A 17,269-nucleotide genomic window follows, 5' to 3' on the forward strand; every position below is an offset into this window, starting at 1 on the left:
TATCCTTAACTATTGAGAAACATGATTATTGGAATTAATGCAAATGCAAATGGTATTAATATTGCGTATGCGATTCCCAATTTTTTAATAAATGGAGTGTATTTGCTATGATTTACACCAAGTGTTTGGAAAGCACTTGAAAACCCATGAGACAAATGGAAAGCCAGTCCCACCATACACAAAACATAAATTGCTACATACCACCATTCACTAAATGCAGCACTAACAACTTTATAAAGGTCTTTGTTTCCTGCATCATCCATCTGAATTGCTCCCCAATGCATTTCGTACCAAAAATTTCTCAAATGAATCACTAAAAAAACAAAAATAATAAAACCTAAAATGCCCATATTTCTTGAAGAAAATGAGCTGTTTGCAGATCCTTTTACCTCAGAATATCCCACAGGCCTCGCAGCTTTATTTTTTCTTACTAAAGCAATAGACATAATAATATGTATTAATATGAACGCATAAAGTCCATAAGATGTCGTTTTAATTATAGGATTAGAAGTCATGAATTTTGCATAAGCATTAAAAGCTAACCCACCATCATCAGCTAATAACTGAAAATTACCAGCTAAATGGACGACTAAAAAAATGATTAAAAACAATCCGGTAAGTGACATCACTAATTTCCTACCGATTGTGCTTGTTAAAGTATCAGAAAGCCAACTCATATATTTACTTAATTATTAGGGTTTAAAATGATAGATTCAAAGTTACGTGTGGAACCCTTATAAAACAATTGTGTTTTTTATTTTAAAACATTCTAAATAGTATAATTATTTTTTGTAATTACCGTTAAACAAAAATTACAATATGAATGTTTTGGTGATTTATGAACAATATTTTATATCTTAACGTTCTAAATCTCTCAGCGCTAAACAAGTGAAACAGTTACTCCTTATCATACTTTTCTTAACCTGCTTATGCATTAATGCACAGGCAACCCATATACGTGCTGGAGAGATTACAGCAAGAAGATTGGGATGTACAAGTCGTACTTATGAATTTACATTAACTGCTTACAGAGATACAGGTTCTGATATTTTATTTGGAAATGGGATTTTCGATTATGGAGATGGAAATACAATAGCTCTTAATCCGGATGGTTTTTTTAGAAAAGAAATAATAGATAATGAAGTAGAACTAGTTCAGTTTCGACTTACGCATACCTATCCTGGAGATGGTAGTTTTACAGTTTCTTACGTGGAAGATTTTAGGAATGCGAACATTATTAACATGTCGAATTCCGTGCAAACTCCTTTTTATGTAGAGACCACTGTTAGGCTAGATCCTATTTTTGGTTGTAATGATACTCCTGTTTTTCTTGTACCTCCTATTGATAAAGGTGCAGTAGGAGTTTTGTTTTTTCATAATCCGGGTGCTTTTGATATTAATGGAGATAGTATTTCTTTTAAAGTTACAATTCCTAAAAGCAGAAAAAATGTAGAGGTTGGTAATTATCGTTTTCCTGATGTAGCGGGAGGTGGCCAAAATGAGCAGCAAACTGGACCTGCCACCTACACGCTTGATCAGTTGACTGGTGATATCTTCTGGGATGCTCCAGGTTTGCAAGGTGAATATAACATTGCATTTATAGCCGAAGAATGGCGTAAAATTGATGGAGAGTACCGTTTTTTAGGTAGTGTTACCAGAGATATGCAAATTATTATAGGGGAAACGGATAATGACCCACCTGAACTGGAAATACCGATGGATACCTGTATTGAAGCAGGTACTTTATTAGAGGCTCAAATCATTGCAACAGATCCTAATCCTGAATCTTTAGTTAAAATTGAAGCGTTTGGAGGGCCTTTTACCCTGGTGCCATCAGCTACACTTTCACCTGACCCTGCTGTTTATGATCAAAGCCCAACAACAGCAGACTTTAGCTGGCAAACTACTTGCGATCATATTAGGGAAGATCCTTATTTGATTCGCTTTAAAGCTACTGATAATGGCCCGGGTATTAGACTTACAGCATTTGAGACATGGAGTGTTACGGTTGTACCTCCGGCACCTAAGAATGTTGTAGCAGAAAGCAAACCTCAAAGGTCTATAGAGGTTTCATGGGATCCTTACGACTGCGGTTTAGCTGAAGTAGTGCAGGTATACAGAAGGGTGGATAGTTTTGCATTTAACCCTGAAAACTGTGAGATTGGAATTCCTGAAAATGGAGGCTACGAATTAATTGGTGCTGTTCCTGTAGCTCAAAATTCTTTTCTTGATAATAATGCTGGTAGAGGTCTTGATTTCGGAGCAACCTATTGCTACCGATTAGTGGCTGTTTTTGAGTTGCCTACAGGTGGGGTGAGCTATGCTTCCGAGGAAGTTTGTGAGCAAATAGCTGCCACAGGGCCGGTTATAACTAATGTTAGTATATCCTCTACAGATGCTAATAATGGAGAAGTTATAGTGAGTTGGCTTCCTCCTTTTGAAATTGACACCAGTATTTATCCTCCTCCTTACAAATATCAGGTATTGAGGTCTTCAGGAAGTGGCTTTTCACCTGTAACTACAGTTGTGAATGATACCACTTATACTGATTCAGGATTAAATACCTTAGATGAGGTTTACAGATACCGCTTAAATTTATATTTGGATGAGGCAGAAATTAATGAAGAAAATCTAATTGAAGTGTCTGCTACAGCTTCAACAGTACGTTTAGGCTCGGTAGGCTTATTTGAAGCAGTGGAATTGAATTGGGAAGCTGATGTACCATGGAGTAATACAAATCAGGATTTTCCTTACCACTATATTTACAGGAATAAGGTAGCAGCAGATACTAACTTAATGGTTTTGATAGATTCTGTGGATGTAACTCAGTTTGGGTATCAATATATAGATAGTGGGGCTTTTAATAATGTGAAGCTATCAAATAATGAGCAATATTGTTACTATGTAACAACTTCAGGTGGTTATGGTAACGAGGATATTTTTGAACCTCTATTAAATAATTCACAGGTGCTTTGTGCTATGCCGGATGATAATATCAATCCTTGCCCTCCTTTCGAAGTTTCTTTCAATTTAGGATCAGAGGGAGATTGCTTAAGCTTTCTGGCGGATAAGCCTTGTAATTTCTACCAATTTGAAAACACACTTGTTTGGGAAGCGAATCTGACTGATAGTTGTGATGCCAATATTAGCTATTACGAGATTTTTTATACCAATACCATTGATGGTGAATTTCAGCTAGTAGGAACTACTACAGAAACTACTTTTACTCATAAAGATTTGGAAGAGTTTGCGGGATGTTATAAAATACGTGCAGTAGATCAGTCGGAAAATAGAAGTGATTTCTCTGAAGTCTTCTGCAAAGAAAATTGTCCTAATATAGCTTTCCCTAATTTGATCACTCCTAATGGTGACAATAAAAATGATCTTTTTACTCCTTTTTACCCGGGAGGGGCTGCAACAGGAGCAATTCCTTTAGATAAGTGCCCGAGGTTCCTGGAGAAAATTGAGTTCAAGGTATATAACAGATACGGAAAACAGGTTTATGAATATACTTCAGGTGGAGAAAATAGTGTATACATTAATTGGAATGGTACCAATTTTAGTGGTGAACAGTTGCCTTCTGCTATTTACTATTTTGAAGCCCTTGTAACATTTGATATGCTTAGGCCTGAAAATAAGGAGCGTTTTATTAAAGGCTATGTAGAAATCAGAAGATAAGATTCTATGAGGATAATATTTTTTGATGGTGTTTGTAATCTGTGTAATGGGGCTGTAAATTTTGTGATAGATAGGGATCCCAAAGCAAAGTTTAAGCTGGCACCCCTACAATCTGATATTGCAGCCAAATATTTAAAGGAAGAACAATTAGATAACTTAAATAGCATTGCACTTTTTGAAGAAGGCAAAATTTATCAAAAGAGTAGTGCTGCACTTCGAATAGCAAAAAAGTTAACTGGTGCGTGGCCATTATTATACGGACTGATAATTATTCCCCCTTTCATGAGAGATTTTTTCTATGATTTAGTTGCGAAAAATAGATATAAATGGTTTGGGAAGCAGGAAACTTGTAGGATGCCTACGCCTGATATAAAGACAAGGTTTCTTTAAAATATAGGCTTAAATTTTAATACTTCCTGTCTGTTGTAAAATTTATATCTTTGAGCTTTAATAAGGCTTGAATATTAACTAAATTATAATTGTTTCAAGTTGAATCCTTTTTCAATTAGAAAATAAATTTTACAAATGAAAAAAGCATACGTTTTTCCGGGCCAGGGTGCTCAGTTTTCAGGAATGGGTAAAGAACTATATGAGACCCAACCAAAAGCCAAAACACTTTTTGAGCAGGCTAATGATATTTTAGGATTTGAAATCACTAAGATAATGTTTGAAGGAACCGATGAGCAATTAAAGGAAACCAAGGTGACGCAACCAGCAGTTTTTTTGCATTCAGTAATAACGGCATTGGTTCATCCAGATTTTAAGCCCGATATGGTAGCAGGTCACTCATTAGGAGAATTTTCTGCTTTAGTAGCAAATGGCACGCTTTCATTTGATGACGGTCTCAACCTTGTTTATAAAAGAGCGCTTGCAATGCAAAAAGCTTGTGAAATCAATCCTTCTACTATGGCCGCTATCCTCGGGCTTGAGGATGAAAAAGTTGAAAAAATTTGTGCAAGTATTACTGAAGAAATTGTAGTACCTGCTAATTATAATTGTCCTGGTCAGCTGGTCATATCAGGATCTAATAAAGGAATAGAAATAGCCTGCGAGAAAATGAAGGAAGCGGGAGCTAAACGTGCATTACCTTTGCCTGTAGGGGGAGCTTTTCACTCACCTCTAATGGAACCCGCCAGAGAGGAGTTAGCAAAAGCCATAGAACAAACCACTTTTTCTAAACCTAAGTGTCCGATTTATCAAAATTTTAATGCGAGCCCTTCGGAAGACATAGCCATTATCAAAGCAAATTTAATTGCTCAATTAACAGCTCCGGTTCGATGGACACAATCGGTGCAACATATGGTAGCCAATGGCGCGGACATTTTTATTGAAAGTGGACCCGGAAAAGTTCTTCAGGGGTTAGTAAAAAAAATAAATAGAGAATCGGAAGTAGACCAGCTCTAGCAGTTCATCATTAAGCTAAAGGGCAGAAAATCGCTACCATGAAATTGTTTGATTATGATAAAGCCATTGAACCCTGAAAATGAGGAGAAGAGATTAGAAGAGCTCTACAGGTTTAAAATTCTTGATACAGCAACTGAGAAAGATTTTGATGATGTTGTAGAGCTGGCTTCTATTATCTGCGAAGTGCCCATTTCCTTAATTACGATGATAGATGCTTCCAGACAGTGGTTTAAATCAAAAAAAGGCATTGACTGGAGCGAAACTGAAAGAGACATCTCTTTCTGCGGACACGCAATTTATCAAAATGACTTATTTATAATTGAAGATGCTACCAAGGATGAACGTTTTACCGACAATCCTTTAGTGATAAATGATCCGAGTATTCGTTTTTATGCAGGTATGCCACTTACAACTGAAAATGGATATAATCTCGGTACCCTGTGTGTTATTGATTCAAAACCTAAAACTTTAAATAAATCTCAAAAAACAGCATTGGAGATTCTCAGTAATCAGGTTTCCAGGTTGATTGAACTTCGGGAGAAAAAATTACAACTTGAAGAAAATGTAAAAATTATTGAGGTACAGAATAAGAAATTAAAAAATCTCAATAATCAGAATAATGAAATGACAAGTATTATTTCTCACGATTTAAGAGGGCCAATTTCAAGTGTGCGATCTTATTTCAATTCAGATTATTTTAAAAATTCTTCTACTGAGGAAAAGCTGAAATTGATGCCCGTGATTAAAGAAAGTGTTAATGGTATTCATAATCTTGTAGAGAATCTACTAGAGTGGTCGCAAAGTGTAGGAGACTTTAATTTAAGTAGCCTCAATTTGCATCAATACATTTACGAGGTAATACAGTTGTTTCAGGTGCAGGCTAATAAAAAGAATATCAAATTACTGAATAAGGTAGACCGTCATCTCAAAGTATTAGCTGATTCTTCAATGTTAAGATTCATACTTAGAAATCTGACAGGTAATGCGATCAAATTTACTGAGAATGGAAGCATTGAGTTATCTTCTTCGTTACAGGAAGATGGGAAAATTTGCATTGCAATTAAGGATAGCGGTGTTGGGATGAGTGAGCAATTAGTCAACAAGTTAAATAAAGGAGAGAAAAAAATTACTACCCTGGGTACTCGAAAGGAAAAAGGTTCAGGTTTAGGATTAAAGCTGATAAATGAATTTTTGGAAAGACATAATTCGTCTTTAGAGATAAAGAGTAAAGAAGGAAAAGGGAGTACCTTCTTCTTTACTCTTTCTCAAGCTTAAATAGAGCCTATTAGGCAATTACACGAAAATCAATTTGATATATGGGAAAGTAAGTGACAAATGATCTCCCCTTGTGTAATCTAATTCTAGATTCCATATAATATTTATTTCGAATAGCCTAGCAACTTAAGCATCGATTCACTTTCCTGTTCATCAGCAAAAAGCTCGGAAGTTATATTGCCTTCTTTATCTTTATTGATTAATACATGCTTTGGAGCGGGAATGAGACAGTGCTGAATGCCTCCATAACCCCCTAATGATTCCTGATAAGCACCTGTATGGAAAAATCCTATGTACTGAGGTGTTTTAGGTTCCACCTTAGGTAAAAAAACCTCAAATGAATGCGCTTCAGAGTTATAATAATCCATGGAATCACAAGTTAAACCTCCCATCTTCACTTTGTGAAAGGGTTCTTCCCAATTATTAATAGCCATCAGAATAAATTTCTGGTTTAATCCCCACACATCTGGTAAATGCGTAATGAATGAACCATCAATCATATACCATAGCTCTTTATCATTCTGAAGTTTCTGACCAAGTATAGAGTAGATAGTTGCACCGCTTTCGCCCACAGTATAGCTGCCAAATTCAGTGAAAATATGAGGGACTTCTACGTTGTTTTTCTCACAAATCCATTGGATATTTTCCACAATCTGATCAACCATGTACTGGTAATCATATTCGAAACCAAGCGAAGTTTTAATAGGGAACCCACCTCCTATATCAATAGTATCCAGTTCCGGACATACTTTCTTCAATTCGCAATACATGTCTACAAACTTACTTAGCTCACTCCAATAATAAGCAGTGTCCTTAATGCCAGTATTAATAAAAAAATGAAGCATTTTTAATGTAGCTTTCTTGCTGGGAGCTATTTTCTCATTATATAAGCTTACTACATCATTATACCTAATGCCTAATCTACTTGTGTAAAATTCAAAATTAGGCTCTTCATCAGAGGCGATTCTTATACCAACTTTAAATGGCTTGTTAGCACCTTCCTCATAAGCTTCAAGCTCATTTAAATTGTCTAAAACCGGCACAACATTTTCAAAGCCATCATTAATTAATTCATTAATGTATTTCTTATAAAGTGGTCTTTTAAAGCCGTTACATACCACAAAATGTTGCTTGCTTAACAAACCTTTTTCATGAAGCTTTCGCACAATAGGGATGTCGAACGATGAAGAGGTTTCAATGTGGGCACCTGCTTTCAGAGCCTCCTCCATAACGAAAGAAAAGTGGGATGACTTAGTACAGTAACAATATGTGTATTTACCCTTATAATTATGTTTTTCAAATGCCTTAGCAAAAAAGGACCTGGCATTATTAATGTTTTCACTGATTTTAGGAAGGTAGGTTAGCTTGAGCGGAGTTCCATATTTTTTGATGATGTCCATTAAGGGGACATCGTGAAATTTTAAAGCATTATTTTCAACATTAAATTCCTTTTGAGGCCAATAAAAGGTTTGTTCAATTAAATCTATATAACTCTTCATTTAATAATTTTTTGCTTTTTATGCTTGCGTGAAATATTGGTGTAAATTTGCAATCTTTGCAAAGCTAAAATATTAGTTACGAAATTCTGACGAAATTACTTATTAATACAATACTTTTTTATGATAAATGTTTATGTGGGCGATGAAACATCGTTTCTGAGGGCTGTGATTTTAGGAACTGCTAAAGGGGTTGGAGACGTTCCTAACATGGAAGATGCGTATGATCCTAAATCAAAAGAGCACATTAAAGCAGGCACTTATCCGAAAGAAGATGATATGATTGAAGAAATGGAGGCTTTTGCCGAGATTCTGGAGAAATATGATGTTAAAGTATACAGACCTGAGATTATTGGTAATTACAACCAGATTTTCTCCAGAGATATAGGTTTTGTAATTGAAGATAAATTTATAAAGCCTAGAATTTTAAAGGACAGGGATGAGGAAATTCAGGGTATTCAGTATGTAATTGATCAAATTGCTCCGGAAAATATTCTGGATGTTCCTGATGATGGTAGAATTGAAGGGGGGGATGTTATGCCATGGAAAGATCATGTTTTTGTAGGCTATTCTGAACAGGAAGATTTTGGAAAATATATTGTCTCCCGAACCAACAGGGCAGGGCTTGAATTTTTACAAAAACAGTTCCCTAATAAAAAGGTAATAGGTTTTCAGCTAAAAAAATCTGATGAGGTAGCAAAAGATAATGCCTTGCACCTGGATTGTTGCTTTCAGCCAATTGGCCAAAATCAGGCTATTATTTATAAAGATGGCTTTAAGCTGGAAGAAGACTATCAATACCTCGTAAACTATTTTGGGGAAGAAAATTTAATTCACATCAACAGGGATGAAATGTATGAGATGAACTCAAATGTCTTTTCCATAAGTCCGAAGGTTGTAGTAGTAGAACAAAAATTTGATCGTTTGTCTAAAGTTTTGGAAGAAAGAGGCTTTACAGTTGAAAAAGTACCCTATGCTGAAATTTCTAAGATGGAAGGTTTATTAAGGTGTTCTACCTTACCACTAATCCGTGATAAAAATTAAATAAAGATTGGTTTAAAATGGAAAAGCAAAGCACTGATACCTTAATGATGATTAGGCCTATAAATTTTAGGCTTAATGAACAGACGGCTGTCAATAATTATTATCAAAGAGTAATTGATGGTATTAAGCCGGAAGAGGTACAATATAAAGCTGTACAGGAATTTGACAGGTTTGTAGAAAAGCTGAGAGCAAAAAAGATAAGAGTAATTGTTATCGATGATACCGAAGATACTGACACGCCTGACTCAATTTTTCCGAATAATTGGATTTCATTTCATGGAGATGGCAGAGTAGGATTGTACCCCATGTTTGCGGAAAACAGAAGAGTTGAAAGAAGAAAAGATATTCTAAGAAAGCTACAGCAGAATTACGGACTAAAAATTTCGGAAATAGAAGATTTTACTCCATACGAAGCAGAAGATAAATTCCTGGAAGGTACAGGAAGCATGATTTTGGATAGACCAAATAAAATAGTTTATGCAGCTATTTCTGTAAGGACCAACGAAAAAGTGCTTGAGGATTTTTGCCGTAAATTTAATTATAGAGCGGTAAAATTTGTAGCTAACCAAACTGTGGAGGGCAAGCGACTACCTATTTACCACACCAATGTAATGATGTGTGTGGCAGATAACTTCGCTATCCTTTGTGCCGAATCTATTGATGATGAAAAAGAAAGGAAGGCGGTAATAGAAAGTCTTGAAGTAACCGGTAAGGAAGTTATTGAAATATCTGAGCATCAAAAGCATCATTTTGCAGGCAATATGTTGCAGGTGAAATCTATTGATGGAAAGCCTTATCTGGTAATGTCAGGTGCAGCTCTTCAGTCATTAAAAGATTTTCAAATTAAAAGTATTGAGAAATATTGTGAAATTATAAGTAGCTCTTTGGATACTATTGAAGCTTTAGGCGGAGGTAGTGCACGATGCATGATGGCAGAAGTATTTTTGCCAAAGTCCATATAATTTCCATCTAAAAAAGAATTAAAGAAAAACCATGCTGAATATAGAAAAGGAACTTAAGAAGTTTACACTATCTGCATTTGAAGAATTATTTGATCAAAAAATTGAAGAAGATTTACTGAATTTTCAACCCACAAGAAAAGAGTTTGAAGGCAGTCACACATTAGTTTGTTTTCCTTTAGGGCGGTTTTCAAAACTCAATCCGGAGCAGACAGGAGAAAAATTAGGAAGCTATCTTAAAGAGAAAACATCCCTGGTAGCTAACTATAACGTGGTAAAAGGGTTTCTGAATTTAAGTATTTCAGATGCCATATGGATTCAACTGGCAGCTGATATTTACTCAACTTCCTCCTATGGGTTTAAAAAGCCAGATGGAAGGGAAGTGATGGTAGAATATTCCTCTCCTAATACCAATAAACCATTGCACCTGGGGCACCTTAGAAATAATTTTTTAGGTTACTCAGTTTCTGAAATTTTAAAAGCAAATGGAAATACTGTACATAAAGTACAGATTATAAATGATCGTGGAATTCACATCTGTAAATCCATGGTGGCCTGGCAAAAGTTTGGGGAGGGGGAAACACCTGAATCTGCTGGAATGAAAGGAGATAAGCTGGTAGGTAAATATTATGTAATCTTTGACCAGAAATACAAAGAGCAGATTAAAGCATTAGTAGAAGAGGGTAAGGCTCAGGAAGAAGCAGAAAAGATTGCTCCTATAATGTTGGAAGCGCAGGAAATGCTACTTAAATGGGAGCAGAATGAAGCTGAGGTGGTAGCGCTGTGGGAGAAGATGAATAGTTGGGTTTATAAAGGATTTGATGCTACTTACAGAACTATGGGAGTAGATTTCGATAAGCTTTATTACGAATCACAGACTTACTCTTTAGGAAAACAAGAGGTATTAAAAGCATTGGATCAGGGATTGCTTTTCAAAAAAGAAGATGGCTCCATTTGGATTGACTTGAAAGAGGAAGGGCTGGATGAAAAGCTGTTGTTGAGAAAGGATGGAACTTCTGTGTACATGACACAAGATATAGGTACTGCTATTTTACGCTACAGGGACTTCCCAAGTATATCGCAACAGATTTATACTGTTGGAAATGAGCAGGAGTATCATTTTAAGGTATTGTTTACCATTCTGGATAAAATGGGTTATGAATGGGCCAAAAGCTGCTATCATTTAGCTTATGGAATGGTGGATTTACCTTCCGGGAAAATGAAATCACGGGAGGGAACGGTGGTAGATGCGGATGATTTAATGCAGGATATGTTTGATACTGCCCGCCAAAGAACCGATGAATTAGGCAAAATTGAAGGTTTCACATCAGAAGAAGCAGAAAAGCTCTACAAGGATTTAGGTCTGGGCGCTTTAAAATACTATTTACTAAGAGTGGACCCTGTAAAAAGAATGCTATTTAACCCTGAAGAATCCATAGATTTCCAGGGGAATACAGGGCCTTTCATTCAATATGTACATGCTAGAATCTGTGCTCTATTAAGAAAAGCCAAACAATTAGGTGTAACTCCTGAAGTTTCTACCGATTTAAATCAATTAGAACCATCGGAGCTTTTTGTGATGAATCTGTTACAAGACTTTCCTTCAAAAATAGAAGAGGCAGCCAATGCTTATGCACCTTCCGTAATTGCCAATTATGTGTATGAATTAGCTAAAGCATACAATCGGTTTTATTCAGAGGTTTCAATTTTTAATGAAGAAGATAAAGCAGCTTTGGCTTTTAGAATCGCTTTCTCAGAAATGGTAGCGAGAGTAATTAAAGCTTCCATGCAGCTTTTAGGTATAAATGTGCCCGAAAAAATGTAGTGGACAAGCTTGTAGCTGAAACAGTAAATAATGAATGTAGTTTAAAGGTCTAGAATGAAAAAGTATATTCTTTTACTGTTTCAGCTTTTATTATTTTATAACAATACTTCATTTTCGCAGTCAAAACAGAAAGAAATGAGCATTTACGATTTTCAAATACAGTCTATCTCTGGAGAAATAGTTGATTTTTCAGACTACAAAGGCAAAAAAATATTAATAGTAAACACCGCATCTGAATGTGGTTACACTCCTCAATATGCTGATTTACAATTAGTGTATGAGAGTTTCAAAGAACAACTTCAGGTTTTAGGTTTTCCTGCTAATAATTTTGGAGGACAGGAGCCGGGATCGGATAGTCAGATAGCTACATTCTGTGAAAAAAACTATGGAGTAGAATTCCCTATGTTTGCCAAAATGGATGTGGTAGGTGAAAATCAGCATCCATTGTTTGTTTGGCTTAAGGAAAAAACTGGCAAGGAACCGACCTGGAATTTTTGTAAGTATTTGATTTCCGAGGATGGAAAAGAAGTGAGCTTTTATCCATCATCAGTTAATCCTGGTGAAATTGCAGAAAAATTATAATACCACGCATGCTGAAACATTGGATTGAAGCTTTTAGGTTACGTACACTTCCGCTGGCTTTGGCCTGCATAGGAATGGGCAGCTTTTTAGCAGCTTTTTTCTCCACATTCAATTGGATTGTATGTGTGCTAAGTTTAATCACAACTTTATTTTTACAGATTCTCTCTAATTTGGCTAATGATTATGGAGATTCAGTGCACGGTGCAGACAGTGCAGATAGGGAAGGACCTGGTAGAGCCGTACAGCAAGGGGTCATAAGTGCTTCTTCCATGAAGCGAGCAATTATTATCTGTGCTGTTTTGTCATTTATTAGTGGCTTGCTTTTACTTCATTTCGCTGTAGGGATAGGCTCAAACACATTTTTTGCATTCTTAGGAATGGGTTTATTAGCTATTCTTGCTGCAGTAGCTTATACCAATGGGAAGCGGCCTTATGGATATCTTGGGCTGGGGGATGTTTTTGTTTTTCTTTTCTTTGGATTAGTAGGAGTTGTGGGAACTTATTTTCTTCATGCGGAATCCATTGAACCTACTGTGTTTTTACCAGCTATAGCATGTGGTTTTTTAGCTACAGGAGTTTTAAATGTAAATAATATCAGAGACATAAAATCGGATGAATTAGCAGGCAAAAGAAGCATTCCGGTAAGATTAGGTCAAAAAAATGCTAAAATATACCATATTGCATTAATAGTTTCGGCATGGGTAGCAATTGGAATTTTTATTTTTATCAACTACGTTTCTCAGTGGAATTTTTTGCTTTTTTTATCATTTCCGCTTTTTGTTTACCATCTGATTATTCTATGGAAAAGCAATAAAAGTAGTGAAATAGACCCATTGTTAAAACAGCTAGCCCTATCCTCACTTTTTTTTGTGCTTGCGTTCGGATTTGGAATTGTACTTTAGCAGATGTAATTTACTTCTGAAATTAGTTATATCATTTACTGCTAAGAATCGTATACTTATTAAACTTAATCGAAACATAAACCATGAAATGAATATAAATTTCTTCGAATCCTTACTATACCAACCAAGGATGAACAAAATTTATTGAATTCCATGTGACAACTAAAAAATTAACTATACACACATGAAAAGAATACTCGTACCTACTGATTTTTCTGAACAAGCGGAATCAGCTTTAAACATTGCGGCAGAAATAGCCAAAAAAGGAAATATCGAATTGATTTTATTGCACGTAGTAGAAATTCCGGGCACCCAGCCCTCTTTCAATGTTACTGGTGAGGCATCCTCTACTTATGGTGATGGCATGGAAGGTGTTTTTGTGATGAAAATGTTGGAAAGAGGAAAACAGAAATTAAGTGAATTAAGTAATTCTGCTATTCTTGAAGGCGTAAATCTGAAAACTGAGTTAAAAGCCGGTAATGCATACTACAATATTTCAAGTATTGTAAATGAGCTTGAGCCTGATTTAATAGTAATGGGGACAAGTGGTAGCACAGGTGCGGAAGAACTTTTAATAGGTTCCAATGCTGAAAAAGTGGTAAGAAATGCTAAATGCCCTGTTCTTACTTTAAAGGAGAAAATTAGCCTTGAAAAGATAAATAATGTAGTATTTGCAAGTGCACTCAAACATGATGACCTCGGTATAATAAAAAGTTTAAAGCAAATTTTAGAGCTCTCGAATGCTAAAATTCATTTATTGAAGGTTAATACACCAAATAACTTTGAATCCACTTCTTCTATGCATACAAAGATGGATGAATATATGCATAAAAATGGCTTGGATGCAGATAAGCATATTTATAATGCCTCAAATGAGGAGGAAGGTATATTGGAATTCTCTAAGGAAAACAATGTTGATCTGATTGCAATGGGTACTCACGGAAGAAAAGGTTTAATGCATTTGCTAAGCGGCAGTATTGCGGAAGATGTAGTAAATCATAGCAAACGCCCTGTTCTTACTTTTAAGATAGCAGATTGATTAAAATCTTATACTTACTATAAGCTCGAAGCTGTTTAATTAGCTTCGGGCTTTTTTTATGTGTCGAAAGGTACTTGCTATTTAAACCAGGTCCAGCATTCCAAAAAGCTGAAAGTTTTCCTACCTTTAAAAACTGATTATAAATTATAATAATATTTAACACTTCATGAGTAAGCCGGATAAAAAACTCTTCCTTTTAGATGCAATGGCATTAATTTACAGAGCGCATTTTGCCTTCAGTAAGAACCCAAGAATTAACTCTAAAGGTCTGAATACAGGAGCAGCTTTAGGATTTACCAATTCGTTGCTGGAAATTTTAAAAAAGGAAAAGCCTACTCATATTGGTGTTGCTTTCGATACCAGTGCACCTACCTTTCGCCATATAGAATTCCCTGATTATAAGGCCCAGCGGGAGGAACAGCCTGAAGATATTCGTGTGGCCATTCCTTATGTGAAAAAAATTGTGGAAGCATTCAATATTCCTGTTCTGGTCATGGATGGTTATGAGGCAGATGATATTATTGGAACAATTGCAAAACAGGCTGCCGATGAAGGTTTTGAAGTATTTATGATGACGCCCGATAAGGATTATGCCCAGTTAGTTCAGGAGCATGTTTATTTATATAAACCCTCCTTTATGGGAAATGGGGTTGATGTTTTAGGTATCCCTGAAGTCCTCAAAAAGTTTGAAATAGAAAGAGTAGAACAGGTAATTGATATTTTAGGGTTGGAAGGCGATGTATCTGACAATATTCCTGGCATTCCGGGAGTAGGTAAGAAAACAGCTATAAAGTTTCTAAAAGAATATGGCTCTGTGGAAGGCTTACTGGAAAATACTGCTGATTTAAAAGGAAAGATGAAAGAGAAAGTAGAAGCTTTTAAGGAGCAGGCTTTACTTTCTAAAAGGTTAGCCACTATTAAAGTTGATGTACCTATAGATTATGAACCTGAGAAGCTTATATATGATGGGCCAAAGGAAGATGAATTAAGAGCACTTTTTGATGAATTGGAATTTCGAACTTTGATGAAGCGTGTACTCGGTGAAGAGCCAGTGGCAGCTAAATCTTCATCAAGCGCAAAAGTGGATCCTGCTCAGATTTCTATGTTTACGGATTCCCCTGAAGATAACGCACTTTCTGAGGAAGAGCCTCCGAAAGAAAAAATGACCATTCTTAACACTGCTCATGACTACCATCTTATCGATACAGAAGAATTAAGGAAAGATTTAATCTATTACCTTTCCATACAGGATGAATTTTGCTTTGATACAGAAACCACTGATTTAGAGCCTAAAGATGCGCAATTAGTCGGTTTGGCTTTTGCCTATGTAGTGGGGGAAGCTTACTATGTACCAATTCCTGCAGACCAGAAGGAAGCACAGAAAATTGTAGATGAATTTAAAGAAGTACTTGAAAATGACAAGATTGTTAAAATCGGTCAAAATCTTAAGTACGATATTCAGGTAATGCGCAATTATAACGTTAACCTAAAGGGAAAAATGTTTGACACCATGCTGGCGCATTATCTGCTTGATCCTGAAACCAGGCATAATATGGATGCTTTAGCTGAAAACTATCTTAACTATACTCCGGTTTCAATTACAGAATTAATAGGTAAGAAAGGTGTTAAGCAAGGGAATATGCGTGATGTGGATGTCAAGGATGTGGTGGAATATGCAGGAGAAGATGCTGACATCACCTTACAACTTAAGCATGTTTTAGAAAAAGATATTAAAGCCAATGAGCTGGAGCATTTACTGCATGAGGTAGAAGAGCCTCTCTCCTACGTTTTAGCAGATATGGAATACGAAGGCGTAAAAATTGATGAGAAAGCTCTGGCTGTTATGTCAAAAGAGTTGGAAAAGTCTGCTGCTGACATCCAGGCCGAAATTTTTGAAATAGCCGGGCAGGAATTTAATATTGCTTCGCCTAAACAACTGGGGGAAATCCTTTTTGATAAAATGAAGTTGGTGGATAAGCCAAAGAAAACAAAATCCGGGCAGTATGCTACAGGTGAAGAAATACTTTCAAAATTAGCTAATGAGCATGCTATAGCAGCTAAAATTCTTGAATTTCGAGAGTATCAAAAGCTGAAATCTACCTATGTGGATGCGCTACCTAAGCTAATTAGCAAAGTAGATGGAAGAGTGCACACTGACTACCGGCAGGCTGTTGCTGCAACAGGTCGATTAAGCTCCAATAATCCTAACCTTCAGAATATCCCTATAAGAACGGAAAAGGGAAGGCTAATCAGGAAAGCTTTTGTATCCCGCAACGAAGATTACCTTTTAATGTCTGCGGATTACTCTCAAATAGAACTTCGGATAATGGCTGCTTTTTCCAAAGATGAGGCCATGATGGAAGCTTTTAAAAATGGCAGAGATATCCATTCCACCACAGCGGCTAAAGTATTTGGAGTAGCGCTTGAGGATGTTGATCCGGGTATGAGAAGGAAGGCCAAAGAGGTGAATTTTGGTATTATTTATGGTATTTCTGCCTTTGGATTAGCTCAAAACCTAAATATTTCCCGTACCGAAGCTTCAGATATTATTAAAGCCTACTTTAAAGAGTTTCCGAATGTAAGTGCTTATATGAATGAGTGTGTGGAAGAGGCGAGGAAAAACGAATATGTAAAGACTATTCTGGGAAGGAAACGGTTTTTAAGAGATATCAATTCCAGAAATCAAACGGTAAGAGGATACGCAGAACGAAATGCTATTAATGCACCGATCCAGGGTAGCGCAGCTGATATGATTAAGCTTGCTATGATTAATATTCATAACTGGATGAAAAAGGAACAGTTAAAGTCCAGAATGATTATGCAGGTACATGATGAATTGATTTTTGATGTGCATAAAGATGAATTGGAGCTGCTAAAGGAGAAAGTAGTTCACTTTATGAAAACAGCAATGGATCTTGAAGTGCCTATGGATATTGGTGTTGGTGTGGCCGATAATTGGATGGATGCCCACTAATTAAGGTAGTACATAAATTTATTAGTGCTATTTTTAATGCACAAAGAGAGCAATACCACTTATTCAACAATAGATTGATCTAAATTAATTG

At 36.0% G+C, this 17,269-nt stretch carries 13 protein-coding genes; 11 read left to right on the forward strand and 2 right to left on the reverse strand.

Translation table 11 applies throughout. The features are described from left to right. Window positions 1-5: 5 nt before the first annotated feature. Entirely contained in the window at window positions 6-677 is a 672-nt protein-coding gene (locus tag IEV85_RS16105; protein ID WP_188465276.1) for a succinate dehydrogenase cytochrome b subunit, read from the reverse strand. Window positions 678-888: 211 nt separating this feature from the next. Between IEV85_RS16105 and IEV85_RS16110 the strand changes: the two genes are divergently transcribed. The 4 genes from IEV85_RS16110 to IEV85_RS16125 all read left to right on the forward strand — a co-directional run bounded on the left by IEV85_RS16110 (window position 889) and on the right by IEV85_RS16125 (window position 6,357). After that, a complete protein-coding gene (locus IEV85_RS16110) occupies window positions 889-3,678 on the forward strand; it encodes a T9SS type B sorting domain-containing protein (protein ID WP_188465278.1) in 2,790 nt (929 codons plus the stop codon). A 6-nt stretch (window positions 3,679-3,684) separates the two neighbouring features. After that, complete coding sequence (locus IEV85_RS16115; protein WP_188465280.1) at window positions 3,685-4,068, forward strand: thiol-disulfide oxidoreductase DCC family protein; 384 nt, start codon at window positions 3,685-3,687, stop codon at window positions 4,066-4,068. A 135-nt stretch (window positions 4,069-4,203) separates the two neighbouring features. Next, window positions 4,204-5,082, forward strand: coding sequence for an ACP S-malonyltransferase (fabD, locus tag IEV85_RS16120; protein WP_188465282.1), 879 nt, complete (start codon window positions 4,204-4,206; stop codon window positions 5,080-5,082). 54 nt (window positions 5,083-5,136) lie between these two features. Further along, the gene (locus IEV85_RS16125) at window positions 5,137-6,357 is read left to right on the forward strand and encodes a GAF domain-containing sensor histidine kinase (protein ID WP_188465284.1); all 1,221 of its coding nucleotides are present in this window, start codon (window positions 5,137-5,139) and stop codon (window positions 6,355-6,357) included. Window positions 6,358-6,461: 104 nt separating this feature from the next. On the opposite strand, the gene IEV85_RS16130 is transcribed toward IEV85_RS16125, so the two are convergent. Then, window positions 6,462-7,856 (reverse strand): type III PLP-dependent enzyme domain-containing protein, encoded by a 1,395-nt coding sequence (locus IEV85_RS16130; protein ID WP_188465287.1) that lies wholly within the window; start codon window positions 7,854-7,856, stop codon window positions 6,462-6,464. Between the two features lie 120 nt (window positions 7,857-7,976). On the opposite strand from IEV85_RS16130, the gene IEV85_RS16135 reads away from it, so the two are divergent. From IEV85_RS16135 to polA, 7 genes are all read left to right on the forward strand, one after another. Further along, window positions 7,977-8,897, forward strand: a complete 921-nt coding sequence (locus IEV85_RS16135) for a dimethylarginine dimethylaminohydrolase family protein (RefSeq protein WP_188465289.1) — start codon at window positions 7,977-7,979, stop codon at window positions 8,895-8,897. 17 nt (window positions 8,898-8,914) lie between these two features. Next, window positions 8,915-9,859, forward strand: a complete 945-nt coding sequence (ctlX, locus tag IEV85_RS16140; RefSeq protein WP_188465291.1) for a citrulline utilization hydrolase CtlX — start codon at window positions 8,915-8,917, stop codon at window positions 9,857-9,859. A gap of 31 nt (window positions 9,860-9,890) precedes the next feature. Further along, window positions 9,891-11,681: an arginine--tRNA ligase gene (argS, locus tag IEV85_RS16145; protein ID WP_188465293.1), complete on the forward strand. Its 1,791-nt coding sequence runs from the start codon at window positions 9,891-9,893 to the stop codon at window positions 11,679-11,681. A 54-nt stretch (window positions 11,682-11,735) separates the two neighbouring features. Beyond that, a complete protein-coding gene (locus tag IEV85_RS16150) occupies window positions 11,736-12,263 on the forward strand; it encodes a glutathione peroxidase (RefSeq protein WP_188465295.1) in 528 nt (175 codons plus the stop codon). Window positions 12,264-12,271: 8 nt separating this feature from the next. Continuing rightward, window positions 12,272-13,165, forward strand: coding sequence for a 1,4-dihydroxy-2-naphthoate polyprenyltransferase (locus tag IEV85_RS16155; RefSeq protein ID WP_188465297.1), 894 nt, complete (start codon window positions 12,272-12,274; stop codon window positions 13,163-13,165). Window positions 13,166-13,349: 184 nt separating this feature from the next. Beyond that, the gene (locus IEV85_RS16160; protein WP_188465298.1) at window positions 13,350-14,204 is read left to right on the forward strand and encodes a universal stress protein; all 855 of its coding nucleotides are present in this window, start codon (window positions 13,350-13,352) and stop codon (window positions 14,202-14,204) included. Between the two features lie 166 nt (window positions 14,205-14,370). Further along, window positions 14,371-17,178, forward strand: a complete 2,808-nt coding sequence (polA, locus tag IEV85_RS16165) for a DNA polymerase I (protein ID WP_188465299.1) — start codon at window positions 14,371-14,373, stop codon at window positions 17,176-17,178. Window positions 17,179-17,269: the final 91 nt, after the last annotated feature.

The sequence above is a fragment of the Marivirga lumbricoides genome (assembly GCF_014636295.1).
GTDB classification, from domain to species: domain Bacteria; phylum Bacteroidota; class Bacteroidia; order Cytophagales; family Cyclobacteriaceae; genus Marivirga; species Marivirga lumbricoides.

What these genes read in the sequence shown, in the direction of transcription:
- IEV85_RS16115 (WP_188465280.1), top strand. Translation starts at nt 3,685, where the DNA reads ATGAGGATAATATTTTTTGATGGTGTTTGTAATCTGTGTAATGGGGCT.
- IEV85_RS16125 (WP_188465284.1), top strand. Translation starts at nt 5,137, where the DNA reads ATGATAAAGCCATTGAACCCTGAAAATGAGGAGAAGAGATTAGAAGAG.
- IEV85_RS16135 (WP_188465289.1), top strand. Translation starts at nt 7,977, where the DNA reads ATGATAAATGTTTATGTGGGCGATGAAACATCGTTTCTGAGGGCTGTG.
- IEV85_RS16130 (WP_188465287.1), bottom strand. Translation starts at nt 7,856, where the DNA reads ATGAAGAGTTATATAGATTTAATTGAACAAACCTTTTATTGGCCTCAA.
- IEV85_RS16155 (WP_188465297.1), top strand. Translation starts at nt 12,272, where the DNA reads ATGCTGAAACATTGGATTGAAGCTTTTAGGTTACGTACACTTCCGCTG.
- argS (WP_188465293.1), top strand. Translation starts at nt 9,891, where the DNA reads ATGCTGAATATAGAAAAGGAACTTAAGAAGTTTACACTATCTGCATTT.
- IEV85_RS16105 (WP_188465276.1), bottom strand. Translation starts at nt 677, where the DNA reads ATGAGTTGGCTTTCTGATACTTTAACAAGCACAATCGGTAGGAAATTA.
- polA (WP_188465299.1), top strand. Translation starts at nt 14,371, where the DNA reads ATGAGTAAGCCGGATAAAAAACTCTTCCTTTTAGATGCAATGGCATTA.
- fabD (WP_188465282.1), top strand. Translation starts at nt 4,204, where the DNA reads ATGAAAAAAGCATACGTTTTTCCGGGCCAGGGTGCTCAGTTTTCAGGA.
- ctlX (WP_188465291.1), top strand. Translation starts at nt 8,915, where the DNA reads ATGGAAAAGCAAAGCACTGATACCTTAATGATGATTAGGCCTATAAAT.
- IEV85_RS16150 (WP_188465295.1), top strand. Translation starts at nt 11,736, where the DNA reads ATGAAAAAGTATATTCTTTTACTGTTTCAGCTTTTATTATTTTATAAC.
- IEV85_RS16160 (WP_188465298.1), top strand. Translation starts at nt 13,350, where the DNA reads ATGAAAAGAATACTCGTACCTACTGATTTTTCTGAACAAGCGGAATCA.